We start from the raw sequence: 24,980 nt of genomic DNA on the forward strand, positions 1-24,980 counted from the left end.
CGTCAGTCATGGGTCAACGCGTCGGCCAGGGGACCTGCGGCGACTTGTAGTACGCCATCCCGAGCGCGTCCCAGCGCGGGGCCTGGGCGGCCAGGCGCACCTTGTAGGTGTTCCAGTCGTGCGTGGCCGCCGGGGACCAGCCCAGCTCGGCCGCGCCGGGCAGCCGAGGGAAGGCCATGTACTCGAGGTCGGCCGAATCGGTGAGGGTCTCGGACCACAGCGGCGCCTCGACGCCCCTGATGGCGGACGCCGGGGCGCCCGCCAGATAGGCGCCCGGGTTCCAGTCGTACGACCGCTGCACCTCCACGTACCCGGCCCACTTCGTGCCCAGCCTGGTGCTGGTGGTGTACTTCATGTCCAGGTAGACCCGGTCGGCCGGGGACAGGATCAGCCCGGTGCCGTTCTGTGCGGCCTTGGCCACCTGGGCCTTCTCCGCCGCTCCGGTGCGGTCCAGGCCCCAGTACTGGGCGAGGGCGCCCTCGGCCGGGTGGGCGCCGGTCAGCTGGTGCCAGCCGATGACCGTCTTGTGGTACTTGGCCACGATCGGCTGCACCCGGTCCATGAACGTGACGTAGTCGGTGTGGCTGGTGGAGTGCGCCTCGTCGCCGCCGATGTGCAGATAGCGGCCGGGGGTGATCGCGGCCAGCTCCCTGACGACGTCGTCCACGAAGTCGTACGTCACCCGTTCGGGCACGCACAGCGAGCTGAAGCCGACGTGGGTGCCGGTGTACAGCGGGGGCGCGGTGCCGTCGCAGTTCAGCTTGGCGTAGGAGGCGAGTGCCGCGTTGGTGTGGCCGGGCATGTCTATCTCGGGGACGACCTCCAGATAGCGGGAGGCGGCGTAGCGCACGATCTCCTGGTAGTCGGCCTTGGTGAAGTAGCCGCCCCGGCCGCCGCCGACCTCGGTGGAGCCGCCGTAGGAGGCGAGGCGCGGCCAGGAGTCGATCGCGATGCGCCAGCCCTGGTCGTCGCTGAGGTGCAGATGCAGCTCGTTGATCTTGTAGAGGGCCAAATGGTCGATGTACCGCTTGACTTGGGCCACCGTGAAGAAGTGCCGGGAGACGTCCAGCATGGCGCCCCGGTAGGCGTAGCGGGGGCGGTCCGTGATGGTGCCGCCCGCGATGCGCCAGGGGCCGTCCTGGACGGTCCGCTTCTCTATGCTCGCCGGGAGCAGCTGGCGCAGGGTCTGGACGCCGTGGAAGAGGCCGGCGGGCGTGCTCGCGGTGAGGCGGACGCCGACCGCCGTGCTGATCAGCCGGTAGCCCTCGGCGCCGTAGTCGCCGCCGTCGAGGTGGAGCTGGATGCCGCCCGGGCCCTCGCCGGTGAGGGGCAGCGGGAAACCGGTGGACGGCCGCAGGATGCCGGCGAGGTAGGTGCCGACCGCGCGCACCTCGGGGGTGTCGTCGGCCCGGACGCTGGTGCTGCTGGTGATGCGGTACGGGGTTCCGCCGGGGAGGACCGAGGCGGGCGCCGGGATCACCTGGCCGAGGGGGGTGGCGGTGGCGGGTCGCGGAGGGGCGGCGGCGCCAAGGGTGAACACACCGCCTGCCGCGAGAAGCAGCAGTGATCCGAGTATGCGAGGCGTGCGGGGAGTCGAGCTGTGCTTCCGTCTCACATGCGCTCCCTTCAGATGTGGTAGAGACCACTCTCCCGCAGCGGGGTGAAACAATCCACGGATGGCGGAAATCATCCAGAAGGACGGCACCTGGGTCTTCGACGGCGACACCCTGCGGCTCACCCCCGGCCGGGAGCGGAACGTCGGCCCGCTCCGCCAGGAACTGGGTGAACTCACCGTGCCGCTGGGGGCGTTGGCCGGGGTCTCCTTCGAACAGGGCCGCAAGTCGGGGCGGCTGAGGCTGCGGCTGCGCGAGGGCGCCGACCCCCTGCTGCACGCAGCCGGCGGGCGGCTCGCCGAGGGGGACGACCCGTATGTGCTGACCGTGGCGTCCGACCGGTACGGCGTCGCCGAGTACTTCGCGGACGAGGTGCGCAACGCCCTGCTGCTGGACCAGGTTTCCGCCGCTCCGGTCACGGAGTTCCTGCTGTCCGGCCCGGCCGTCCCGGTCTCCGCGTCCGCCGGGGACGGCTCGGCGAGCTTCGACGGGGAGCGGGTGCGGCTGGAGTGGAACTGGAAGACGGAGGAGGCCAAGTCCGCCGCCGGTCCGCGGGCGATACCGCTCGCCGAGATCGCCGGCGTGGAGTGGCAGCCGGCGGCCGGGCTGGAGAACGGGCATCTGCGCTTCCTGGTGCGCGGCGCCCCGGTCACGGCACCGCCCAAGTACGACCCGAACGCGGTCGAGCTGTGGGGCTTCAAGAAGGACCCGCTGATGGCCTTGGTGGCGGCGGCGGTCCGGGCCCGGCTGCCGCATCCGTCGGCGCCGGCCGCTCCCGGGAATTCCGCCCCCGCCCTCGAAAAGGCGGATACGGCCGCCGAAGACAGCGGGGCCCTGCCGTCACAGCCCGCCGGGGCTGACGACCACGACGCCCTGCTGCGGCGGCTGCGGGAGCTGGGCGAGCTGCACCGCGCCGGGGTGCTCACCGACGAGGAGTTCACCCTGGCCAAGCGGGCGGTCCTCAACCGCATGTGAGGACCGCCCGCTGCCCGGGACCGGAGGCCGCCGGGCGGACTGCTTACTACTTGGCCCGGCGGGCCACCGTGAAGTGGTCGATGCGGTCACCGGTCTCGGCGATGCCCTGCACCTTCAGGGTGGTGTAGCCGCCCGTGGGTGCGGGCGTGACGTCCACGCGCAGGAACGAGTAGTTGAGGTAGCGCACCCGGGACCAGGCGACGGTCTCGGGCTGCCGGGCGCCGTCCTTGAGGCAGATGAACGAGGACACGGAGTCGACCTCGTTCTCGTTGCCCTCGTACGAGTCCGGGGCGGTGAAGGCGTACAGGCTGCGGCCCGCCGCGCCGGCCGTGACGTACACCACACCCTCGGTCTCGGGGTAGGCCGTGCCGCCGATCGGCAGCTTCTTGGTGACCTCGTTGCCCTTGATGATGTCGGTGCGCTCGTACTGGTGGTTGTGGCCGTTGATGACGAGGTCGACCTGGTACTTGTCGAACAGCGGCACCCACTCCTGGCGCACGCCCCCCTCCGAGGCGTGCGCCTTGGACGTGCAGTAGGCGCAGTGGTGGAAGAACACGATGATGAAGTCGATGTCGTCGCAGGCCCGGAACTTCTTCAGCTGGCCCTCGAACCATGTGGTCTGGGTGCCGCCCGAGATGCCCAGGTTTGCCGGGATCTCGAAGGAGATGTCGTTGGGGTCCAGCGAGATGATCGCCGTGTTGCCGTAGACGAAGGAGTAGACGCCGGGCAGGTTCTCCGGGTCCGGGCCGTTGTCCGGGAGGGTCCAGCGGGCCTCTTCGCCGCCGTAGCCGTTGGGCGAGTACCAGGCCTCCATGTCGTGGTTGCCGTACGAGACCATCCACGGGATCTGCTTGGCGACCGACTCGGTCTGGTACAGGAACTGGTCCCAGGTGCGCGAGTCGAACCCGGTGTCGGTGGTCTTGCCCTGGCCGGCCGGGTCGCCGTAGGCGATGTCGCCGGCGTGCAGGTGGAAGGCCGGGTTCTGGCCGAGGATCAGGCTGTCGTTGGCCAGCGCGTGGTAGCTGACGCCCTGGTCGCCGAAGGCCGTGAAGGTGAACGGCGCCTTGTGGGCGGGGGCGGTGGTGAAGGTGCCCAGGGTGCCGATCAGGTGCGGCTCGGCCGGGTCGAAGCCGTCGTGGCCGACACCGTAGTAGTACGTCCTGCCGGGGCGCAGGCGGGTGAGCTGGGCGTGCATGTAGTACTGGGTGTGGTCGCCGCTCGCGCCGACGCCGGCCGGGGTGTAGAGGGTGCGGACCTCGGCCTCGATCTTGCGGGACAGGTCCCAGGGCGCGGCACCGATGCGGATGAACGGGCTCTTCACGGCGACCGGGACCTGCCACGAGATGGTCATCTCGGTGCGCGGGTCGGCGCCGTAGGCGAGGTGGCGGCCGAAGGGCGCGACCATGGCGCCGTCGACGGTCTCGGTGGCGGTGCGCTGCGTCGGGACGGCGGCCTGGGCGGTGGCGCCCGTCACAAACGCGCCGCCGGTGACGGCGCCCAGCGTGACCGCGCCGCCTCTGATCATGGTGCGCCGAGAGAACTTGGCGCGCAGGTACTCATGCTGCTCGGCCATGCTCATGCGCTCGGCGAGCTTCTCCGGTACTCCCATACGAGGAATGTCCATGACGCCTGAAACTCGTCCTGTTGAGCAACGGCGCGCAAGACACAGGATGGCCAGCTTGCAAACAAGATCTCAAAGGAGTCTCAATCTGCGCTTGCCCGGAATCGGGCAGGATTCTTGCGAAACTCGCTCCCGTACCCCAGGATCTACCGGGTGCACGACGAACTTGTTGATCATCTGACGCAGTCCACGCCCCTGAGCCGGGGCGAGGCGCTGCGGGTGGTCCAGGACGTGCTCGCGTACTTCGACGAGACGACCCAGGACTTCGTCCGTCGCCGCCACCGTGAGCTCCAGGCCCAGGGCCTGGTGAACTCGGAGATCTTCGAACGGATCGAGGCGGACCTGAAATACCGGGCGGTCGCACCGCCGGAGCTGACGCTCCGGCAGCTGCGCCGCATGGTCTACGGCTGAGGAATACCTATATATGTGCGGAATTGTCGGATACATCGGGAAGCGTGACGTGGCGCCGCTGCTCCTGGAGGGCCTGCAGCGCCTGGAGTACCGCGGCTACGACTCCGCGGGCATCGTCGTCACCTCCCCGAAGACGGCCGGCCTGAAGATGGTCAAGGCCAAGGGCCGGGTGCGCGACCTGGAGGCCAAGGTCCCCGCGCGCTTCAAGGGCACCACCGGCATCGCGCACACCCGCTGGGCCACCCACGGCGCCCCCTCCGACGTCAACGCCCACCCGCACATGTCGGCCGACAACAAGGTCGCCGTCGTGCACAACGGCATCATCGACAACGCCTCGGACCTGCGCCGCAAGCTGGAGGCCGACGGCGTCGAGTTCCTCTCCGAGACCGACACCGAGGTCCTCGTCCACCTGATCGCCCGCTCCCAGGCCGAGAAGCTGGAGGACAAGGTCCGCGAGACCCTCCGGGTCGTCGAGGGCACGTACGGCATCGCCGTGATGCACGCCGACTTCTCCGACCGCATCGTGGTGGCCCGCAACGGCTCCCCGGTCGTCCTCGGCATCGGCGAGAAGGAGATGTTCGTCGCCTCCGACGTGGCCGCGCTGGTCGCCCACACGCGCCAGATAGTCACGCTGGACGACGGCGAGATGGCGACGCTGAAGGCCGACGACTTCCGCACCTACACCACCGAGGGCACCCGCACCACCGCCGAGCCCACCACCGTGGAGTGGGAGGCGGAGTCGTACGACATGGGCGGCCACGACACCTACATGCACAAGGAGATCCACGAGCAGGCGGACGCCGTGGACCGCGTGCTGCGCGGGCGCATCGACGAGCGCTTCTCCACCGTGCGCCTCGGCGGCCTCAACCTGGACGCCCGCGAGGCGCGCCGGATTCGCCGCGTGAAGATCCTCGGCTGCGGCACCTCGTACCACGCGGGCATGATCGGCGCCCAGATGATCGAGGAGCTGGCCCGCATCCCCGCCGACGCCGAGCCGGCCTCCGAGTTCCGCTACCGCAACGCGGTCGTGGACCCCGACACGCTGTACGTCGCCGTCTCCCAGTCCGGTGAGACCTACGACGTCCTCGCCGCCGTGCAGGAGCTGAAGCGCAAGGGCGCCCGCGTCCTCGGCGTGGTCAACGTGGTGGGCTCGGCGATCGCCCGCGAGGCGGACGGCGGCATCTACGTGCACGCCGGCCCCGAGGTGTGCGTGGTCTCCACGAAGTGCTTCACCAACACCACGGTCGCCTTCGCGCTCCTCGCGCTGCACCTCGGCCGCACCCGCGACCTCTCCGTGCGCGACGGGAAGCGGATCATCGAGGGCCTGCGCAAGCTGCCCGAGCAGATCACCGAGATCCTCAAGCAGGAGGACGCGGTCAAGGAGCTGGCCGAGCAGTACGCCGACGCCCGCTCGATGCTCTTCATCGGCCGCGTCCGGGGCTACCCGGTCGCCCGCGAGGCCTCCCTCAAGCTGAAGGAGGTCTCCTACATCCACGCCGAGGCCTACCCGGCCTCCGAGCTGAAGCACGGCCCGCTGGCCCTTATCGAGCCCGCCCTGCCGACGGTCGCGATCGTCCCCGACGACGACCTGCTGGAGAAGAACCGCGCCGCCCTGGAGGAGATCAAGGCCCGCAGCGGCAAGATCCTCGCGGTGGCCCACCAGCACCAGGAGAAGGCCGACCAGACGATCGTCGTCCCGAAGAACGAGGACGAACTGGACCCGATCCTGATGGGCATCCCGCTCCAGCTCCTCGCCTACCACACGGCGAAGGCCCTCGGCCGGGACATCGACAAGCCGCGGAACCTCGCGAAGTCGGTGACGGTCGAGTAGCCGACCCCCTTACAGAAGAGACCCCCCACGTGTGCCACCTTGCACGTGGGGGGTCCTTCATGCGCTGCCTTATTTCAGCCGGCGGCCGTCACCCCCCGGCCGGCAGCACGCCGCGGAAGTACCGTCGGCCAGTGGGCCAGCGCGGCCGTCGCCGCGTACCAGGCCACCGCGCCGGAGGCGACGGCGACCCAGCCGCCGGTCTTGGTGAGACCGGAGCTGTCGGCGAACTGGGCGACCGCCAGCACCGCCATGGCCAGGAACAGCAGCCCGTTCATGAGCCGGCCGAGGCTGTCGCCGCCCGCGAGGGTCAGCGAGAGCGCCACGAGGGCGAACAGAAGCAGGAAAAGTCCGGCCGCGTTGGCCGAGGTGTGTGCCGCGACGGCCCAGGTGAACCACAGGGCGCCGAGGGACGCGAAGGACGTACCGGACGCGGTGTCACCACCGCGGAAGGCCAGCAGGCCGACCAGGAACAGGGCGACGCCGCCCACGTAATGAGCCAGCGACACGGCGTCGGAGGCCCCCACGTCGTCGATCACGCCGGTCGTACCGAGACCGAACGCCAACAGGGTTATCCCCAGGGCGAGTCGGCCCAAGACGGTGGTGCTTCCGCTTCCCGCAGAGACGTCGGTGTCCACGGCGGGCTCCCTTCATGCATGTGCTGATGCGCGGTGACCGATATATGCCCTTCACAAGGGCACAAACACCTCTACGCGCGAGTAGTTTCCTGCTGTACAAAGGGAGTTGAGAGGGAGACCGAGGACGGCTCGGGAGGCTCGGGAGACTCGGGAGGATCAGGGAATGACGACCACGGGCCGCTGCGCGCGCTTGGCGAGCCGGCCGGCGACGGAGCCGAAGATGCGTCCGACGATCCCGTGCGTGGACCCGACGACGATCGCGTCGGCCTCGTACTCCTTGCCCACCTCTTCGAGTTCGTGGCAGATGTCCCCGCCGCGCTCGACCAGGATCCAGGGCACCTCGGCCAGATAGTCCGCACAGGCCAGTTCCAGACCGAGCACCTCGGTGCGGTGGTCCGGGACGTCCACGAACACCGGCGGCTCGCAGCCGGCCCACACGGTGGTGGGCAGCCGGTTGGCCACATGGACGATGATCAGACCCGAGTGGGAGCGGTGGGCCATGCCGATGGCGTACGCGAGGGCGCGCTCACTGGAGGTGGAGCCGTCGAAGCCGACGACGACCCCGTGCCGGAAGGCGGGATCGCAGGAAGGGCGTGTCTCTTCCGCCGCCTGCGGTTCTGCCGCCGTGGGATCGGCGACCGGCCGCTTGCGGTCCGCGGGGTCGAAGAATTCGTGACCGGCCATGACTGTCTCGGCTTGGTGATCCTTGATCGGGTTCGGGACGACAGTGTGCGACGGAGCTGTGTCCGGGAAACATCTTCCCAAGCCCATACCCCCAAGGGTACGGCGGCACGCCTCCCTGGCCCAGATACCGCGCACGCTCCGTGAGCAGCCCCCCGGAGTCCCGTAGGGGTTCACCGGAGCATGCACGAGCCGCGCCCGTAACGCAATGGTTGCTGCCCCGTACAGGCGGTTTGCACGGGATTCACAAGTGCACGGCCGGTGACCGAGTGATCGAACAGGCGTTGAACGGGGGTGAGCCACCGCCACAGGGAGTACCCGATGCCCCGACCGCGATCCACGACCGAGCCGCAGCCCGCACCGGACACCGCGAGCGAAGTGATCCGCTGGGCCGCCTTCAGCTGCGTCCTCGTCCCCGTGGTACTCGTCTGGTACGGCACCTCACTCGCCGGCGCCACCGGCGCCGCGCTCGGGCTCGCCGCCGTCACCGCCGTCTGCCGGATCCTGCTCCGCCGCTCCGAGCGTTGCGCGACGCAAAGAGGCGCACGTCACACAAAAGGGCAGTCAACGGTGGACCGACCGGCGCTGCACCGGTCAACTGACCGGTTTCCGCGCCCCTGAACGCTTGTTTTCGGCCAACTTATGGATGCCCTTCCGGAGGGGTCAGGACCACCCCCCAACCCCCGTTCCACCTGCACGGACAGGGTCCAGGCGGCCCTGCGCACCCTACGCGGATTGGCCACTGCGACGAGGCGCACTTCCCTGCACGCCCCACTAGTGCAACCCTTCGTGATCGAATGCTTCACGCCAAGTTGTCATGTCGACAATGCACCGCGTGTGGAACTGGACACCCGTGCCAGCGCGGGAACCAGTAGATTCGATCTTGACTTTTTACGGCGGGGGACTCGTGCAGGACCAAGGGGAAACGTGCAGGAGCGACACAACCGAGGAGCCGCGACCACCGAGGGGGGCTTAGCAGTAATGAGCCACGACTCCACTGCCGCGCCGGAAGCCGCGGCCCGGAAACTCTCCGGGCGACGTCGCAAGGAGATCGTCGCGGTGCTGCTGTTCAGCGGCGGCCCCATCTTCGAGAGTTCCATACCACTGTCGGTGTTCGGGATCGACCGCCAGGACGCCGGCGTGCCGCGCTACCGACTGCTGGTCTGCGCGGGCGAGGAAGGCGCGCTGCGGACCACGGGCGGCCTGGAACTCACCGCGCCACATGGGCTGGAGGCGATCTCACGCGCCGGGACGGTCGTCGTACCGGCCTGGCGTTCGATCACCTCGCCGCCGCCGGAAGAGGCGCTCGACGCGCTGCGCCGAGCACACGAGGAGGGCGCCCGGATCGTCGGGCTGTGCACCGGCGCCTTCGTGCTCGCGGCGGCAGGAATGCTGGACGGCCGCCCGGCCACCACCCACTGGATGTACGCACCGACGCTGGCCAAGCGCTATCCGTCGGTGCACGTCGATCCACGGGAGCTGTTCGTCGACGACGGCGACGTCCTCACGTCGGCGGGTACGGCGGCCGGAATCGATCTCTGTCTCCACATCGTGCGGACGGACCACGGCAGCGAGGCGGCCGGCGCGCTCGCCCGGCGCCTGGTGGTCCCGCCGCGCCGCACCGGCGGTCAGGAGCGCTACCTCGACAGGTCTTTACCAGAGGAGATCGGCGCCGACCCGCTCGCCGAGGTCGTCGCCTGGGCGCTGGAACACCTCCACGAGCAGTTCGACGTGGAGACGCTGGCGGCACGCGCCTATATGAGCCGCCGTACGTTCGACCGCCGGTTCCGTTCGCTGACCGGCAGCGCTCCGCTGCAGTGGCTGATCACCCAGCGGGTGCTGCAGGCGTAGCGGCTGCTGGAGACGTCGGACTACTCCGTGGACGAGGTCGCGGGCCGGTGCGGGTTCCGCTCGCCGGTCGCGCTGCGCGGGCACTTCCGCCGCCAGCTCGGCTCGTCCCCAGCCGCCTACCGGGCCGCGTACCGGGCCCGTCGGCCGCAGGGCGACAAGCCGGGTGACCCGGAGTCGCCCATGCACCTGTCCGGCCCGACCGGCGCCCCCGTCGGCCTGTCCGGTCCCGGCCCCATGGGCCCCGCGCACCCGGGCCTGCACCCGGACACCGGGGTACCGATGCAGAGCCGCCGCACGCCCGCGGGCGCGGTGGGCCTGCTGCCGGGGCCGCGCGCGGGCAGCTGAGCGAGGCGCGAGAGCGTGGGAAAGGGGGGCGGGGACTCACACCCGCCCCCTTCTCTCTTCCACTGCCTCTTCCACCCAGATCGGCCGCTTCCACCCAGGTCGGCCGCACGCGAGGCCCGTACCGGGGCACCCCAAAAGCCGACGTCAGCTTTAGGGTGGTCGCATGAACGATCGCATGGTGTGGATCGACTGCGAGATGACCGGCCTCTCGCTGTCCGACGACGCTCTCATCGAGGTGGCCGCCCTCGTCACCGACTCCGAGCTGAACGTGCTCGGCGAGGGGGTGGACATCGTCATCCGCCCGCCGGACTCGGCGCTGGAGACGATGCCGGAGGTGGTGCGCCAGATGCACACCGCGTCCGGGCTGCTGGACGAGCTGGCCGGCGGCACCACGCTGGCCGACGCCGAGGAGCAGGTCCTCGCCTACATCCGCGAGTACGTCAAGGAGCCCGGCAAGGCCCCGCTGTGCGGCAACTCCGTCGGCACCGACCGCGGCTTCCTGCTGCGTGACATGCCGACCCTGGAGGACTACCTCCACTACCGGATCGTCGACGTCTCCTCCATCAAGGAGCTGGCGCGGCGCTGGTACCCGCGGACGTACTTCAACAGCCCGGAGAAGAACGGCAACCACCGCGCCCTCGCCGACATCCGCGAGTCCATCGCCGAGCTGCGCTACTACCGCGAGGCCGTCTTCGTCCCGCAGCCGGGCCCCGATTCCGACACGGCGAAGGCGATCGCCGCCAAGTACGTCCTGCCCGCTCAGTAGGGCCCGCGGGTCCGTTCGGGGGCCCGCACGAAAACCCGTGCGCGAGCACCCCTTCGGACCCTGTAGACTTCTTCTCGGCCGGTCGGGGAAACGACAAGTTCAACCGCCGGTCGTGGTGGGTGTAGCTCAGCTGGCAGAGCACCTGGTTGTGGTCCAGGATGTCGCGGGTTCAAGTCCCGTCACTCACCCTGATGATCAGCCGGTGACTGCGTCGAAAGACGGGTCGCCGGCTGATTTGTTTTTCCGTAAAGTCACAGCGGTGACCCCAGCCCCGCTGCTCGCCGAGCCGATCATCACCGCCCGTCTGGAGCTGCTGCCGCTCGGCGCCGAGCACGCCCCCGAGATGGCCGCCGCCCTCGCCGACCCGGCCCTGCACACTTTCATCGGCGGCTCCCCCGCGACCCCCGAGGCGCTGCGCGCCCGGTACGAACGTCTCGTCGCCGGCTCCCCCGACCCGGCCGTCTCCTGGTGCAACTGGGTCCTTCGCCCGCGCGAGGCGGGGCGGCTGATCGGCACCGTGCAGGCCACCGTCGCCGGGGCGGGACGGGACCATGCCGAGATCGCCTGGGTCGTCGGCACCCCCTGGCAGGGCAACGGGTACGCCACCGAGGCGGCCCGGGGGCTCGTGGGGTGGCTGCGGGAGCGCGGGGTGCGGACGGTCCTGGCGCACATCCACCCCGCCCACCACGCCTCGGCCGCCGTCGCCGGCGCGGCCGGGCTGTCCCCGACCGAGGAGGAGCAGGAGGGCGAGACCCGCTGGCGGCTCACCGCCGCCGAGTGACCCCCGGCACCCGCCCTACGACGACGCCCGCGTCACCAGTTCCGCCGGCAGCACCGCCTGCCGCCGCTCCAGGCCCCGGGAGGCGGCCGGGCGGCGGTCGGCGATCTCCGTCAGCAGGAGGTCGATCATCGTGCGGCCCATCTCCTCGATGGGCTGGCGGACGCTGGTCAGCGGCGGGTCCATGTGGCGGGCGATGACCGAGTCGTCGTAGCCGACCAGGGCCACGTCGTCCGGGATACGGCGGCCCGCCTCGCGCAGCACCTGGCGGGCGCCGGCCGCCGTCACGTCGGAGCCGGCGAAGACCGCGTCCAGGTCGGGGTGGCGGGCAAGCAGCGCCGACATCGCCCTCCGGCCGCCCTCCTCCGTGAAGTCGCCCTGCTCGATGAGGAGTTCGTCCACCTCCCGGCCCGCGTCCCGCAGCGCGTCGCGGTAGCCGTCGACGCGGCGCTGGGCGCCGTAGACGTCCAGGCGGCCGGTGATGTGGGCGATCCTGCGGCGGCCCCGGGCCAGCAGGTGCTCCACGGCCGAGCGGGCGCCGCCGTAGTTGTCCGAGTCCACCGAGGTGAGCTTCTCCGCAGCCGAGCGGGGGCCGCTGATCACCGCCGGGATCTCCAGCTGGGCCAGCAGGTCCGGGAGCGGGTCGTCGGCGTGCACCGAGACCAGCAGGACGCCGTCGACGCGATGGGCCGCCAGATACTGGGCGAGCCGCTGCCGCTTCTGGTCGCTGCCCGCGAAGATCAGCAGCAACTGCATCTCGGTGTCGGAGAGTTCGGCCCCGACCCCGCGCAGCATGTCGGAGAAGTACGGCTCCGCGAAGAAGCGGGTCTCCGGCTCGGGGACGACGAGCGCGATGGCGTCGGTGCGGTTGGCCGCGAGGGCGCGGGCCGCGGTGTTGGGGACGTAGCCCAGCTCCGCGACGGCGGCCTCGACCGCGGCACGGGTCGCCTCGCTGACCCGGGGCGAGCCGTTGATCACCCGCGAGACCGTGCCCCGGCCGACCCCGGCCCGGGCGGCGACCTCCTCGAGCGTGGGCCGGCCACCGCTCCGGCCCCGCGCTCCGTGGCTTGCCATGGGCTCCGCCTCTCTCCGCCGCGAATCTAGGGTCTGTCCGGCGGATCTTGCCGCAGACGCGGGGCCCGGCACGCCCATCTGCGGCGTCCATGAGGTGCCGTCGATCTCCTGCGACCTGATCCGCCGGACAGACCCTAGCTGGCCTGGAATCCAACAGTGCCGCCGAGACCCGCCTCGGCCTCCGTCACGTGCGGCCGGCCAACGGCCCAATGACTGAACGCGGTTGCCGCTGTCCGCTCCCTTGACACCGTTCCGCGAACCGGCGACTCTTCAACACATCACTGGTGGGAGCGCTCCCACGATACCTGACACCTACACATCCCGCACGTTCCCCGCCCGAGCCGCCGCGCGTACGAACGGGCCCAGATGCATGCAGATGGCCGGGGGGTCGGCACGTCAGGCAACAGGAGGACGCACATGCGCACGAGCATCCGCCGGTCCCAGCGACTGATGGCCCTCGCGGGCGTCGCCGCGCTGACCACGGGGCTGCTGGCCGGCTGCGCCAAAGACTCGGACGACGGCTCGTCGGACAACTCGGGCGGCGGCGACGGGGGCGGCAAGGGCAAGATCACGCTGACCGTCGGGACGTTCGGCGTCTTCGGCTACAAGCAGGCCGGCCTCTACGACGAGTACATGAGGCTCCACCCGGACATCCGCATCAAGGAGAACGTCACCACCCGCACCGACGTGTACTGGCCGAAGGTGCTCACCCGCCTCCAGGCCGGTTCCGGCACCGACGACGTCCAGGCCGTCGAGGTCGGCAACATCACCGAGGCCGTGCAGACCCAGGCGGACAAGTTCGTCGACCTCGGCAAGGACGTCGACAAGTCCCAGTGGCTGGACTGGAAGCTCGCGCAGGCCACCACCAAGGACGGAAAGACCATCGGCCTGGGGACCGACATCGGGCCCATGGCGATCTGCTACCGCAAGGACCTGTTCGCGAAGGCCGGGCTGCCCACCGACCGGACCAAGCTCGCCGAGCAGTGGAAGGGCGACTGGTCCAAGTACGTCGACCTCGGCAAGCAGTACATGCAGAAGGCGCCCAAGGGCACCAAGTTCGTGGACTCGGCCTCCTCCGTCTACAACGCGGCGGTGGGCGGCGCGAGCGAGCGGTACTACGACCAGGACGGCAACGTCGTCTGGGACAGGTCGGCGGGCGTGAAGAAGGCCTGGGACGTCGCCATGACCGCCGCCACCAGCGACATGTCGGCGAAGCTGAAGCAGTTCGACCCGACGTGGGACCAGGGCTTCGCCAACGGCACCTTCGCATCCCTCGCCTGCCCGGCCTGGATGATCGGCTACATCGAGCAGAAGTCCGGCGACTCCGGCAAGGGCAAGTGGGACGTGGCGGCGGCGCCGGCGGCGTCCAACTGGGGCGGTTCCTTCCTCGGTGTGCCGACGGCGAGCAAGCACCAGAAGGAGGCGGTCGAGCTGGCCAAGTGGCTGACCGCGCCCGCGCAGCAGGCGAAGGTGTTCGCCAAGCAGGCCAGCTTCCCGTCGACCCCGTCGGCGTACGCGAACCTGACGCCGCAGGCCGACACCACGGCGTACTTCTCCGGCGCGCCGCTCACCCAGATCTTCTCCGACGCGGCGAAGACCATCCCCTCGCAGCCCCTCGGCCCCAAGGACAAGCCGATCGACAACGCGATCAGCGACGTCGGCATCCTCCAGGTCGAGCAGAAGGGCAAGTCGCCCTCGCAGGGCTGGGACGCCGCGTCCAAGGAGATCAAGGACGTGCTCGGCCAGTGAGCGTCTCGAAGCAGGCTCTCGCGCACCCCGCGTCGAGCGCCGAAGCCGCGCCCGGCACCCCGCCGGGCGCGGCCCGGGGCGCTCACGGTCGCGGTACGCCGGCGGGCGGCGACTCCTGGCGCAGCCGGCTGTACCGCTGGGACACGAAGGCGTCGCCGTACGCGTTCGTGGCCCCCTTCTTCGTCCTGTTCGGGGCGTTCACGCTGGTCCCGCTGCTGTACACGGCCTGGTACTCGCTGCACCATGTGCAGCTGTCGGCCCTGGACCACCAGAGCTGGGCGGGCCTGGAGAACTACCAGAACCTGTGGTCCTCGGAGTTCTTCTGGAACGCCCTGGAGAACACGTTCAGCATCGGGCTGATCTCCACCGTCCCGCAGCTGCTGGCGGCGATCTGGCTCGCGCATCTGCTGAACTACCGGCTGCGCGGCTCGACCGTGTGGCGGGTCGTGATGCTCACCCCGTACGCCACCTCGGTGGCCGCGGCGACCCTCGTCTTCACGCTGCTGTACTCGTGGGACGGCGGCATGGTCAACTGGATCCTGCACTTCTTCGGCGTGGATCCGGTCAACTGGCGTGAGTCGGACTGGGGTTCGCAGTTCGCCGTGTCGTCCGTCGTGATCTGGCGGTGGACCGGGTACAACGCGCTGATCTATCTGGCGGCGATGCAGGCGATCCCGGCCGATCTGTACGAGTCGGCGGCGATCGACGGGGCCAACCGCTGGCAGCAGTTCCGGCACGTCACGGTCCCGCAGCTGCGGCCGACGATCCTGTTCACCGTCGTCGTCTCGACCATCGGCGCCACCCAGCTCTTCGGCGAGCCGCTGCTGTTCGGCGGGGTCAGCGGCTCCAAGGGCGGCTCGGAGCACCAGTACCAGACGCTCGGCCTGTACATGTACGACCAGGGCTGGATCATCGGCAACCTCGGCAAGGCGTCCGCGATCGCCTGGTCGATGTTCCTGATCCTGCTGATCATCGCCGCGGTCAATCTGCTGCTCACCCGACGGCTGAGGAAGTCCCCATGACGACCGGTGAACTGACCACCCATGAACTGCTTCCGTCCGCGGCGAAGGTGAAGCGCCGGCGGGTGATGGGCGCGGGCAAGCAGCTGCACGCGGGCCCGGTGACGTACGTCGTGCTGACCGTCTTCGCGCTGGTCTCGCTGGCCCCGCTGGTGTGGACGGCGATCGCGGCCTCGCGCACCGACCGGCGGCTCGCCCAGACCCCGCCGCCGCTGTGGTTCGGCGGAAACCTGTTCAAGAACCTCCGGACCGCCTGGGACCAGGCCGGGCTCGGCACCGCGATGTTCAACTCGGTGCTCGTCGCGGGCACGATCACGGTGAGCACGGTGCTGTTCTCCACGCTGGCGGGGTTCGCCTTCGCCAAGCTGCGGTTCCGCTTCTCCGGCCTGCTGTTGCTGCTGACGATCGGCACGATGATGATCCCGCCACAGCTCGCCGTCGTACCGCTGTACCTGTGGATGTCGGACCTCGGCTGGTCGAACCAGCTGCAGACGGTGATCCTGCCGAGCCTCGTCACCGCCTTCGGCACGTTCTTCATGCGGCAGTACCTGGTGCAGGCGCTGCCGTCGGAGCTGATCGAGGCGGCCCGGGTGGACGGGGCGAACAGCCTCCGGGTCGTCTGGCACGTGGTCTTCCCCGCCGCCCGGCCCGCGATGGCCGTGCTCGGGCTGCTGACCTTCGTGTTCGCCTGGAACGACTTCCTGTGGCCGATCATCGCCCTGAACCAGCAGAACCCGACCGTGCAGGTGGCCCTGAACTCGCTCGGCACCGGCTATGTCCCGGACCAGGCGGTCATCATGGCGGGTGCCCTGCTCGGCACGCTGCCGCTGCTCCTCGCCTTCCTGCTGTTCGGCAAGCAGATCGTGGGCGGGATCATGCAGGGCGCGATCAAGGGCTGAACCTCAACGATCAAGGGCTGACACCTCACTCACTCACTTCGCCGGTCTCCTACGACCTCTATGGGAGCGCTTCCATGCCTGACTCCGTTTCCTCCGTCACGTTTCCGCCCGCCTTCCTCTGGGGCGCGGCCACCTCCGCGTACCAGATCGAGGGGGCGGTGCGGGAGGACGGCCGTACCCCCTCCATCTGGGACACCTTCAGCCATACGCCGGGCAGGACGGCCGGCGGGGAGACCGGTGACTTCGCCGTCGACCACTACCACCGGTACCGCGACGACGTGGCGCTCATGGCGGAGCTGGGCCTGAACGCGTACCGGTTCTCGGTCTCCTGGCCCCGGGTGCAGCCGACGGGCCGGGGGCCCGCGGTCCAGGTGGGCCTGGACTTCTACCGGCGCCTGGTGGACGAACTCCTCGCCCACGGCATCAAGCCGGCGGTCACCCTCTACCACTGGGACCTGCCGCAGGAGCTGGAGGACGCGGGCGGCTGGCCGCAGCGGGACACCGCCGCGCGGTTCGCGGAGTACGCGCAGCTCGTCGGCGAGGCGCTGGGCGACCGGGTGGAGCACTGGATCACCCTCAACGAGCCCTGGTGCAGCGCCTTTCTCGGCTACGGCTCCGGTGTGCACGCGCCCGGCCGCACCGACCCGGTGGCCGCCCTGCGCGCCGCTCACCACCTCAACCTCGGGCACGGGCTGGCGGCTTCGGCCCTGCGTGCGGCGCTTCCGGCTCGTAGCCAGATCGGGATCAGTCTCAACTCCGCGGTCGTACGGCCCCTTTCGCAGGACCCGGCCGACCTGGCCGCGGCCCGCCGGATCGACGACCTGGCCAACGGGATCTTCCACGGCCCGCTGCTGCGCGGGGCGTACCCGGAGACGCTGCTGCGCTCGACGGCAGCGCTGACCGACTGGTCGTACGTCCTCGACGGCGACCTGCGTACGATCCACGCGCCGCTGGACGCGCTGGGCCTGAACTACTACACGCCGGCGCTGGTGTCCGCCGAGTCCGGGGAGGTCAAGGGCCCGCGGGCGGACGGGCATGGGGCGAGCACGCACTCGCCCTGGCCGGGCGCCGAGGACGTGCTGTTCCACCAGACGCCGGGCGAGCGCACGGAGATGGGCTGGACGATCGACCCGACGGGCCTGCACGAGCTGATCATGCGGTACACCCGGGAGGCACCCGGTCTGCCGCTGTACGTCACGGAGAACGGCGCGGCGTACGACGACAAGCCCGACCCGGACGGCCGGGTGCACGACCCCGAGCGCATCGCCTACCTGCACGGCCATCTCTCGGAGGTCCGGCGGGCCATCGCGGACGGCGCCGATGTGCGCGGCTACTACCTGTGGTCGCTGATGGACAACTTCGAGTGGGCGTACGGCTACGGCAAGCGGTTCGGGGCGGTGTACGTCGACTACGCCACGCAGGCGCGGACACCGAAGTCGAGCGCCCGCTGGTACGGCGAGGCGGCGCGGACGGGAACGTTGCCGGCGGTGGCGGCCGGCTAGCGGGAGCCGGCCGGCGGGGCGGGCGCGGCACCCTAGGGGAGTGCCGCGCCCGTCCGGTCAGGAGCCGTACAGCTCGGTCATCTCGGTGATCTTGCCGTCGCTGCCCACGGCGATGTCGAAGAAGTTCTCGCCGTAGCAGTCGCTGGTGTCGGCCTTCTTCGTGGCGGTCTCCTGCGCGTAGCCGTTGACGCAGATACGGATGTGCTCCAGGCCGCCCTTGGCGGCGGTCATCTGCGCCGGGCCCTTCTCCTTCACGTGCAGGACGTTGATGGGGGTGTCGCCGGACTCGACGAGGTACTCGTGCTCCCTGTTCACCACCTCGTAGAAGGCGCCCTCGTCGGGGTTGCAGTTCTGCTTGGCGTCCTTGACGGTGAGCGTGTTCATGGCGCCGGAGACGCTCTCGACCAGGACGTACTTGTGGCCCGGAGCGAGGGTGTGGCAGGCGCTCTTGGCGCTGGGGCTCGCCTTGCCGCTGGGGCTCGTGGAGGCGGCGGGCGCACCGGCGGTGGAGCTCGCGGAGGCCGAGGCGGCGGGAGGGGTGCTGGCGCCGTCGGCGGCGCCGTCGTCGGGCTGGCAGGCGGTCAGGGTGAGTGCGGCGCAGCCCAGTACGGCGGTCACAAGGGCATGGCGGATGGACGGCATTGTTCCCCCGAAAATAAGCGGCCCGGGGCGCGAACGGCCCGGGTGATGACAGATGAAGCGGGCCGAAGATCAACCCGGGCCGGAACTATATAGGCATGATCATGCCCAGTCAGAATGGGACTCGCCGCGCCTGCACTCCTACTTGTACGCCCCGAACGCCTTCGAGAAGGCGAACTTGTCCTGGACGATCGAGCTGCACGTGGGGTCGGCGAAGTTCTTCGCGCCGCCGTCGCACTGCTTGTCGCGGGTGGCGGACCACATGGACAGGCCGCCGAGGCCCTTGGACTTGGCGAAGTTCACCAGCTGGGTGGCGTCGTCCACCTTGAAGACCTCGGCGGAGACGTCGTTGACGCCGATCATCGGGGTCACCGCCACGGCCTTCCAGGCGGCGGAGTCGGACAGCCCCAGCACGCTCTTGACCTGCGCCTGGGTCGCGGTGGCGGCCTGCTGGGCGTAGTCGCCCATGTCGCCGTTGTACGAGGCGCCGTAGTCCATCGCCATGATGTTGACGGTGCCGGTCTTCACGCCGTTCGCCTTGGCGTTGGCAAGGAGGTTCACGCCGTCCTGGGTCAGGCCCTCGGGCATCACCGGGAGGGTGAAGGAGACGTCCAGGTCCGGGTGCTTGGCCTGGAGCTTGGCGATGGCCTGTGCGCGGCGGGTGTTGGCGGCCGTGTTGGGCAGCGCGCCGCCCTCGACGTCGAAGTCGACCTTGGTGAGCTTGAAGGCGTCGACGACCTTGCCGTACGCCGCCGCCAGCGCGTCCGCCGAGGAGCAGGTGGTGGCCAGCTCGGAGCCGGAGGCGCCGCCGAAGGAGACCCGGACGTCGCCGCCCTTGGCGCGCAGGGAGCCGATCTGGGCGGCCACGCCGTCGCTGTTCAGGTCAGTGACACCGCCCCACTTGGGGGTGCAGCTCCCGCCGTCGGTGATGAAGGCGAGGTTGTAGTTCTTCACGCCGGTCGCGTCCGTGGCGGCGAGCAGGTCGAAGGCCGGGTAGAGGGAGGTGTCGACGTACGGGGCGAAGCCGGCGGAGGCGGTGCTGCCGCTGCCGGTGCCCGTGCTCTGCGAGGGCGTCGGGGTGGGGGTGGGGGTGGCGGTCGGGGTCGGCGACTGGGTCGCGGTCCGGGTCGGGCTCGGGCTCGGCGACCGGGTCTGGGTCGGCCGCCCGCTGGGCTCGGGGGTGGCGCCGCCGTCCGCGGAACACTGGCTGCCGTCGATACGGCAACCCGTCGGATCGCCGTCGCCGTTGACGACGAAGCCGACGGTCACCGACTTGCCCGGGGCGAGGCCGTCCGTGTCCCAGGTCGCGGGCTTCACGGTGACGTGCTGACCGCTGACGCTCGACTCGCCGTTCCACAGGGAGCTGAGCTTGGTGCCCGACGGGAGGTCGAACTCCAGCGTCCAGGTCTTCTCCGTCTCGCCGCTGTTGTTGGTGACGACGTACTGCGCGGTGTAGCCCGACGACCAGTCGCTGGTCTTGGTGTACGCGGCATTCACCCCGGCCGCGTGCGCGGTGCCGGTGAGCAGGACCGCGCCACCGCCGACCACGGCGGCGGCCACCAGGCCGCCTATCGCCTTGTTCCTGCCACTGATCCTGCGCCGGTGCGTGCTCATGCGCGTGCCTGCTTTCACTGCTCACGGGGGTGGGGTGCGGCAGCACGCTAGCGATCCGGAACCGGACAAAAGGCCTGACAGGGACGGCGGTTGGGGTTCTTGAGCTGCGCTTAAGGAAGGGATCGGGGACGGTTAAAGGTCGAGACCACCTTGCGCGCTCGTCTCCGGCGTACGGCCCCCCGGTGCCCGCTGCCCGCCGGATTCCGCCCGTCCAGCTGGAACCAGATCCGCACCTCGGTGCCGCCCAGTACGGAGGCGCCGATGCGGACGTCGCCGCCGGTGGACTCGGCGAGGCGGCGGACGATGTCGAGGCCGAGGCCGGTCGAGCCGTCGCTGCCGGAGCCGCGGCCCCGGGCCATCGCCGCCTCGGGGTCGGGTATGCCGGGGCCCGCGTCGGAGACCAGCACGATCACCGCGTCCTCCCCGTTGTGCACGTCGACCGCGAAGGCGGTGCCCTCGGCGGTGTGCCGGAAGACGTTGCCGAGCAGGGCGTCGAGCGCGGCGGCCAGGTCGGCGCGGGCCACCGGTATGCGCACCGGGCGGTCGACGCCGGCCACCCGCCACCTGCGGCTCTCGTCCTCGGCGAGCGCGGACCAGAACTCCATGCGCTCACGGACCACTTCGGCCGCGTCGCACCCGGCGCCGGGCCCGGCCGCGGCGGTCTGCGGCTTGGCCTCCCGGGCCGTACGGATGATCGTGTCCACCTCCCGCTCCAGCTGGGCCACCGCCGCCCGGGTCTGCTCGGCGACCGGACCGGCGCCGAGGGAGGCCGCGTTCAGCCGGAGCACGGTCAGCGGGGTGCGCAGGCGGTGGGAGAGGTCCGCCGCCAGCTCACGTTCGTTGGCGAGGAGCTGGACGACCTGGTCGGCCATGGAGTTGAACGCGACCGCCGCGAGCCGCAGTTCGGTCGGCCCGTCCTCCGGCACCCGGGCGCCCAGCCTGCCCTCGCCCAGCTCGTGCGCGCCCTCGACCAGCCGCCGCGCGGGCCGCACCATGCGCACCCCGAGCCGGTCGGCGACCGCGACCGAGCCGACGATCAGCGCGAGACCGACGGCGGCGAGCACCGCCCAGGCCGTGCCCACGCCGTGGGTCACCTCGGACTCGGGGACGTACACCTCGACCACCGCGGTCCCGGAGCCGAGAGCGACCGGCTGGAGCAGCGTGGAACCGCCGGCGACGGACGTGGTGGAGGCGCGGCCGAGTCTGCGCACGGTCTGGATGTCGCGGCCGGCGGCGCGCTGCCGGCCGAGGTCGAGCGCGGCCCGGCCGCCGTCGGCGGGCAGGTGCAGGGCCATCCCGGAGTCGGCACCGGCGGAGGCGACCACCCGCTCCAGCTGGTCCCGGTCGGTGGTGATGGACAGCGCGGGGGCCACCGCGGCAGCCTGCCGCTCGGCGTTGGAGAAGGCCCGGTCGCGGGCCATCTCCCTGACCACCAGGCCGAGCGGGACGGCGAAGGCGACCACGACCATCGTGGTGACCGCCAGACAGACCTTGACCAGAGCCCATCTCATCGCGGCCCCTCCCCGTCCGCAGGGGGTTCGAGCTTCATCCCGACCCCGCGCAGGGTGTGCAGATAGCGGGGCCGGGCGGCCGTCTCCCCCAGTTTCCGGCGCAGCCAGGACAGATGGACGTCGATGGTCTGGTCGTCGCCGTACGACTGCTGCCAGACCTCGGCGAGGAGTTCCTTGCGCGCGACGACGACTCCGGGGCGGCCGGCGAGGAAGGCGAGCAGGTCGAACTCGCGGCGGGTGAGGTCGAGCCGGACGCCGTCCAGTTCGGCCTGGCGGCGCAGCGGGTCGACGGTCAGGCCGCCGACGCGGAGCACCGACGAGGGCGGGGCCTCACCGGCACCGGAGCGGGCCCGGCGCAGTACGGCCGCGATGCGCGCGGACAGGTGCGCGACGGAGAACGGCTTGGTCAGGTAGTCGTCCGCCCCGGCGTTCAACAGCCGCACGATCTCCGCCTCGTCGTCCCGGGCGGTGGCGATGATGACGGGCACGTCGGTGAGGCCGCGCAGCATCTTCAGGGCCTCGGAGCCGTCCAGGTCGGGCAGTCCCAGGTCCAGGATGACGACGTCGAAACGGAAATGGGCGACCTCGCGCAGCGCCTCCAGTGCCGTACCGACGCTGCGCACGGTGTGGGCGGCGTCGGTCAGATGCCGGATGAGCGCCGAGCGGACGAACTGGTCGTCCTCGACCACGAGCACACTTGCCATGCGCCGCACCGTACGCCATGCGGGTGATACGGATCCGGCGCCTGTGGATAACTCCAGTCTTGTGGACAACCCATGGAAGACGAGCGGGACACGGGCGGGACACCTGGGGCAGGATGGCCCGCGATGCGCAGAGGACTCGTACACGTACTGGCGTGGCTGCTGGCGACCGGAGCGGCCGTCACGCTGTCGTGGTGGGGTGTGCATACGGTGCTGGCGGGGACGGTGTACGACCCGCCGCGCGCCCTTCCGGTCACGGCGGCCGACGCGACCGCGCAGGGTTCGAAGGCGCTGGCGTCGCCGACGCCGGCTCCCCCCGCCCCGAGCCGGTCCGTCCACCGGTCGGCTTCGGCCACGCCCACCCCGTCGTGGACGCCCACGCGCACCCCGTCTCCGTCCCCCACCGCCGCGGCTTCCGCGTCCGCCTCGGGCCGGATCAAGGCCTACGACACCGACGGCGGCCGGGCCGTCTTCGACCTGGGGCCCGCCGACGCCACGCTGGTCTCGGCGACGCCGGGGGCCGGCTGGTCGATGCAGGTGTGGAAGACGGAGTCGTGGATCCGGGTGGACTTCAGCAGGAGCACGGACCGTGTGTCGGTGTTCTGCACCTGGCACGACGGTCCGCCGCACGTGGAGGTCGAGACGTACTGACGCCCGCTTCCGGTCAGCGGGCGTCAGGGCACGTCAGCGGAGGTCAGGAGAGGTCGAGGGACATCAGGGTGCGCAGACGACGTAGATGCTGCCGCTCGCCGCTCCGCCGGTGGCCCGCTGCCGGATGTCGCCCTTCCAGCCGACCGGCTTGCCGGCGGAGTTCTTGATCGGTTCGGTGCGCGAGACGTACATGCTGTTCGGCCAGTCGACGCCGACGCCGCCGCCGGTGGCCGTCCAGCCGGACGGACAGGAGATCGTGGTGGCGCCGGTCGTGAAGTACTTCGACCTGACGACGGAGTTGGTGACCGCGGCATCGGCCGGGGACGAGGTGAACGAGTTGAACGCGACCAGGGCGAGAAGGACCGCGGCGACCGCGCCAAGGGCGTAGGCGGTCCGTCGGACAGCAGCGCTCATGACCGTTTCCTTCCGGTGTGATGGGCCACCAGATCAGCACCAGTCAGGAAAAGACACGCGAACGCCTCCTAAAATGGCTCAAGTTGAGCCAAGAGGGATCGTTCACGACAGATCCTGAACGGTCGGCGACCGGCCCGGATCGGGACGCGCGGCCCTAGTGGAACACCGAGGGCGGTGGGGCCGGGGAGGACACCGCCGCATCGTCCGTCACGGGTGCCGCGCCGCCGGTGAAGTCGGTGAGCTGCCTGCCGTGTTCGACGCGGCCGGGGTGCGGGTCGGAGGCGGCCCGGCGGGTGAGTTCGGCGAGCGGGAGCGGGGCGTCGCAGGCGACCAGGATCGCGTTGCCGAAGCGCCTGCCGCGCAGCACGGCCGCGTCCGCGATCAGCGCGAGTTCGCCGAACCGCGCGGCGGCGGTGGCGATCTGGCCGCGCAGATGGGCCAGCGGCGGGCCGTCGGCGAGGTTGGCGGCGTAGACACCGGCAGGCTTCAGGGCCCGGCGGACCTCGTCCAGGAACTCGGTGGAGGTGAGGTGGGCGGGGGTCCGGGCGTCACTGAAGACGTCGGCGATGACCAGGTCGGCCCAGCCGTCCGGCACCTTGGCGAGCCCCTCGCGGGCGTCCGCCGAGCGCACCCGGATCCGCGCGTTCGGGTCCAACGGCAACTCGCGCCGGACCAGTTGGACGAGGGCCGCGTCCCGCTCGACGACCTGCTGGGTGGAGCGGGGGCGGGTGGCGGCGACGTACCGGGCGAGGGTGAGCGCGCCCCCGCCGAGGTGCACGGCGTGCACGGGCCTGCCGGCCGGGGCGACGAGGTCGATGACATGGCCGAGGCGGCGCTGGTACTCGAAGGAGAGGTACGCCGGATCGTCCAGGTCGACGTGCGACTGGGGCGCCCCGTCGATCAGCAGCGTCCAGGCCCGGCTGCGGTCCGGGTCGGGGACGAGCTGCGCCAGCCCGCCGTCGACCGCCTCGACGGCGGCGCCCCTGCGCCGCGTGCTCCTGGACCTGCCCACCGGTCCATTCTCGCAGGTGGCACGGGCACCCGCCGTACGGCGGCCCCGCGGCAGCTCACCGGCAGCTGTCCGCCGCCTCGATCAGCCGGGCCGCCTCCCCCAGAGCCCGGCGCAGCACCACCGGGTCGGTGGCGAGGTCGGCCTCGTCGGGCGGCAGCAGCCAGTCGGAGCCCTCGACGGGCGGATCGGGGTTCAGCCGCAGCCCGCGTCCGCTCGTCTCCGTGCAGGTGCTGCCCGGTACGTCCCAGCAGGCGGCGGTGCCCGCCGGCACCACGAAGCCGAGGGTGTCGCACCCGTCGTCGTGCAGTACGGGCCCCACCGCCTCCCCGGCGCCCCTGCGCAGGATGTCGACTGCCTCCAGCCCCTGCCGGGTCGGTACCGTCACCAGGTCGCATGCCGCGTCATCGTTGCTCTGGCTGGTCTCCATGCCGGCCTCCACCACGCTGCCCTGCCAGTCCACCGACTCCAACGACGCGAGTTCGTCAACGGCTACGGCACAAGTGCGCCGCAAAGGATGGCACTTCATGGCAGATCGTGGATGAGATATCCGGTTTGTAGCCAAACGCAGCGTGGCGGACCCAACACAGCAGGTACGTTCTTGCTCGCCGGAACCAGGGTGTCACACGGGCAACTCACCCCGGAACCGCCCCGGATCCGGCATGGTTCGACGGTTCGCACGAGAGGACCC

The 24,980-nt window shown here is 70.8% G+C and carries 23 protein-coding genes, 1 tRNA gene and 1 pseudogene; 13 read left to right on the top strand and 12 right to left on the bottom strand.

Features of this window, described 5'->3' with window-relative positions; all coding sequences use genetic code 11:
* Positions 1-13 precede the first annotated feature (13 nt).
* Entirely contained in the window at positions 14-1,615 is a 1,602-nt protein-coding gene (locus tag ACWD35_RS07565) for a beta-N-acetylhexosaminidase (protein ID WP_451350223.1), read from the bottom strand.
* A 61-nt stretch (positions 1,616-1,676) separates the two neighbouring features.
* Here ACWD35_RS07565 and ACWD35_RS07570 point away from each other — a divergent pair, with 61 nt between their 5' ends.
* On the top strand, positions 1,677-2,588 hold the full coding sequence (locus ACWD35_RS07570) for a DUF4429 domain-containing protein (protein WP_451350224.1): 912 nt from the start codon (positions 1,677-1,679) through the stop codon (positions 2,586-2,588).
* Between the two features lie 46 nt (positions 2,589-2,634).
* Here ACWD35_RS07570 and ACWD35_RS07575 read toward each other — a convergent pair whose 3' ends face one another.
* Positions 2,635-4,197, bottom strand: a complete 1,563-nt coding sequence (locus tag ACWD35_RS07575) for a purple acid phosphatase family protein (protein WP_451350225.1) — start codon at positions 4,195-4,197, stop codon at positions 2,635-2,637.
* 165 nt (positions 4,198-4,362) lie between these two features.
* Between ACWD35_RS07575 and ACWD35_RS07580 the strand changes: the two genes are divergently transcribed.
* Together ACWD35_RS07580 and glmS are read left to right on the top strand one after the other, a co-directional pair.
* On the top strand, positions 4,363-4,620 hold the full coding sequence (locus tag ACWD35_RS07580) for a hypothetical protein (protein ID WP_451350429.1): 258 nt from the start codon (positions 4,363-4,365) through the stop codon (positions 4,618-4,620).
* 13 nt (positions 4,621-4,633) lie between these two features.
* Positions 4,634-6,451 (top strand): glutamine--fructose-6-phosphate transaminase (isomerizing), encoded by a 1,818-nt coding sequence (gene glmS / locus ACWD35_RS07585; protein ID WP_451350226.1) that lies wholly within the window; start codon positions 4,634-4,636, stop codon positions 6,449-6,451.
* Between the two features lie 74 nt (positions 6,452-6,525).
* Here the strand turns inward: glmS and ACWD35_RS07590 are convergent, their stop codons facing one another.
* Positions 6,526-7,086: a GPR1/FUN34/YaaH family transporter gene (locus tag ACWD35_RS07590; RefSeq protein ID WP_451350227.1), complete on the bottom strand. Its 561-nt coding sequence runs from the start codon at positions 7,084-7,086 to the stop codon at positions 6,526-6,528.
* A 156-nt stretch (positions 7,087-7,242) separates the two neighbouring features.
* Entirely contained in the window at positions 7,243-7,770 is a 528-nt protein-coding gene (locus ACWD35_RS07595) for a universal stress protein (protein WP_451350228.1), read from the bottom strand.
* Positions 7,771-8,088: 318 nt separating this feature from the next.
* Here ACWD35_RS07595 and ACWD35_RS07600 point away from each other — a divergent pair, with 318 nt between their 5' ends.
* The 5 genes and pseudogenes from ACWD35_RS07600 to ACWD35_RS07620 all read left to right on the top strand — a co-directional run bounded on the left by ACWD35_RS07600 (position 8,089) and on the right by ACWD35_RS07620 (position 11,510).
* On the top strand, positions 8,089-8,388 hold the full coding sequence (locus ACWD35_RS07600; RefSeq protein ID WP_451350229.1) for a hypothetical protein: 300 nt from the start codon (positions 8,089-8,091) through the stop codon (positions 8,386-8,388).
* 360 nt (positions 8,389-8,748) lie between these two features.
* Positions 8,749-9,963 (top strand): annotated as a pseudogene (locus ACWD35_RS07605) (helix-turn-helix domain-containing protein).
* A 163-nt stretch (positions 9,964-10,126) separates the two neighbouring features.
* Positions 10,127-10,729 (top strand): oligoribonuclease, encoded by a 603-nt coding sequence (gene orn / locus ACWD35_RS07610; protein ID WP_451350230.1) that lies wholly within the window; start codon positions 10,127-10,129, stop codon positions 10,727-10,729.
* 115 nt (positions 10,730-10,844) lie between these two features.
* Positions 10,845-10,917: transfer RNA gene (locus ACWD35_RS07615), tRNA-His, on the top strand.
* 71 nt (positions 10,918-10,988) lie between these two features.
* Complete coding sequence (locus tag ACWD35_RS07620; protein ID WP_451350231.1) at positions 10,989-11,510, top strand: GNAT family N-acetyltransferase; 522 nt, start codon at positions 10,989-10,991, stop codon at positions 11,508-11,510.
* A 15-nt stretch (positions 11,511-11,525) separates the two neighbouring features.
* Here ACWD35_RS07620 and ACWD35_RS07625 read toward each other — a convergent pair whose 3' ends face one another.
* Positions 11,526-12,581, bottom strand: a complete 1,056-nt coding sequence (locus ACWD35_RS07625; RefSeq protein WP_451350232.1) for a LacI family DNA-binding transcriptional regulator — start codon at positions 12,579-12,581, stop codon at positions 11,526-11,528.
* Between the two features lie 417 nt (positions 12,582-12,998).
* On the opposite strand from ACWD35_RS07625, the gene ACWD35_RS07630 reads away from it, so the two are divergent.
* From ACWD35_RS07630 to ACWD35_RS07645, 4 genes are all read left to right on the top strand, one after another.
* Positions 12,999-14,330, top strand: a complete 1,332-nt coding sequence (locus tag ACWD35_RS07630; protein ID WP_451350233.1) for an ABC transporter substrate-binding protein — start codon at positions 12,999-13,001, stop codon at positions 14,328-14,330.
* Entirely contained in the window at positions 14,327-15,352 is a 1,026-nt protein-coding gene (locus tag ACWD35_RS07635; protein ID WP_451350234.1) for a carbohydrate ABC transporter permease, read from the top strand. Before ACWD35_RS07630 ends, ACWD35_RS07635 begins: the two co-directional genes overlap by 4 nt.
* A complete protein-coding gene (locus ACWD35_RS07640; RefSeq protein ID WP_451350235.1) occupies positions 15,349-16,248 on the top strand; it encodes a carbohydrate ABC transporter permease in 900 nt (299 codons plus the stop codon). The genes ACWD35_RS07635 and ACWD35_RS07640 overlap by 4 nt, the downstream gene beginning before the upstream one ends.
* 74 nt (positions 16,249-16,322) lie before the next feature.
* The gene (locus ACWD35_RS07645; RefSeq protein ID WP_451350236.1) at positions 16,323-17,750 is read left to right on the top strand and encodes a GH1 family beta-glucosidase; all 1,428 of its coding nucleotides are present in this window, start codon (positions 16,323-16,325) and stop codon (positions 17,748-17,750) included.
* Positions 17,751-17,807: 57 nt separating this feature from the next.
* Here the strand turns inward: ACWD35_RS07645 and ACWD35_RS07650 are convergent, their stop codons facing one another.
* From ACWD35_RS07650 to ACWD35_RS07665, 4 genes are all read right to left on the bottom strand, one after another.
* Positions 17,808-18,368 (bottom strand): hypothetical protein, encoded by a 561-nt coding sequence (locus tag ACWD35_RS07650; protein WP_451350237.1) that lies wholly within the window; start codon positions 18,366-18,368, stop codon positions 17,808-17,810.
* Positions 18,369-18,530: 162 nt separating this feature from the next.
* Complete coding sequence (locus ACWD35_RS07655) at positions 18,531-20,003, bottom strand: glycoside hydrolase family 18 protein (protein ID WP_451350238.1); 1,473 nt, start codon at positions 20,001-20,003, stop codon at positions 18,531-18,533.
* Between the two features lie 110 nt (positions 20,004-20,113).
* Positions 20,114-21,514: an ATP-binding protein gene (locus ACWD35_RS07660; RefSeq protein WP_451350239.1), complete on the bottom strand. Its 1,401-nt coding sequence runs from the start codon at positions 21,512-21,514 to the stop codon at positions 20,114-20,116.
* Positions 21,511-22,218 carry a response regulator transcription factor gene (locus ACWD35_RS07665; RefSeq protein WP_451350240.1) on the bottom strand — a complete coding sequence of 236 codons (708 nt, stop codon included), beginning with the start codon at positions 22,216-22,218 and terminating at the stop codon, positions 21,511-21,513. The genes ACWD35_RS07660 and ACWD35_RS07665 overlap by 4 nt, the downstream gene beginning before the upstream one ends.
* A gap of 123 nt (positions 22,219-22,341) precedes the next feature.
* Here ACWD35_RS07665 and ACWD35_RS07670 point away from each other — a divergent pair, with 123 nt between their 5' ends.
* A complete protein-coding gene (locus tag ACWD35_RS07670) occupies positions 22,342-22,866 on the top strand; it encodes a hypothetical protein (protein WP_451350241.1) in 525 nt (174 codons plus the stop codon).
* 63 nt (positions 22,867-22,929) lie between these two features.
* On the opposite strand, the gene ACWD35_RS07675 is transcribed toward ACWD35_RS07670, so the two are convergent.
* The 3 genes from ACWD35_RS07675 to ACWD35_RS07685 all read right to left on the bottom strand — a co-directional run bounded on the left by ACWD35_RS07675 (position 22,930) and on the right by ACWD35_RS07685 (position 24,719).
* Entirely contained in the window at positions 22,930-23,280 is a 351-nt protein-coding gene (locus ACWD35_RS07675) for a hypothetical protein (RefSeq protein ID WP_451350242.1), read from the bottom strand.
* A 154-nt stretch (positions 23,281-23,434) separates the two neighbouring features.
* Positions 23,435-24,292, bottom strand: a complete 858-nt coding sequence (locus ACWD35_RS07680) for a spermidine synthase (RefSeq protein ID WP_451350243.1) — start codon at positions 24,290-24,292, stop codon at positions 23,435-23,437.
* A gap of 55 nt (positions 24,293-24,347) precedes the next feature.
* The gene (locus tag ACWD35_RS07685) at positions 24,348-24,719 is read right to left on the bottom strand and encodes a hypothetical protein (RefSeq protein ID WP_451350244.1); all 372 of its coding nucleotides are present in this window, start codon (positions 24,717-24,719) and stop codon (positions 24,348-24,350) included.
* Positions 24,720-24,980: the final 261 nt, after the last annotated feature.

The sequence above is a fragment of the Streptomyces sp. NPDC002671 genome (assembly GCF_053592475.1).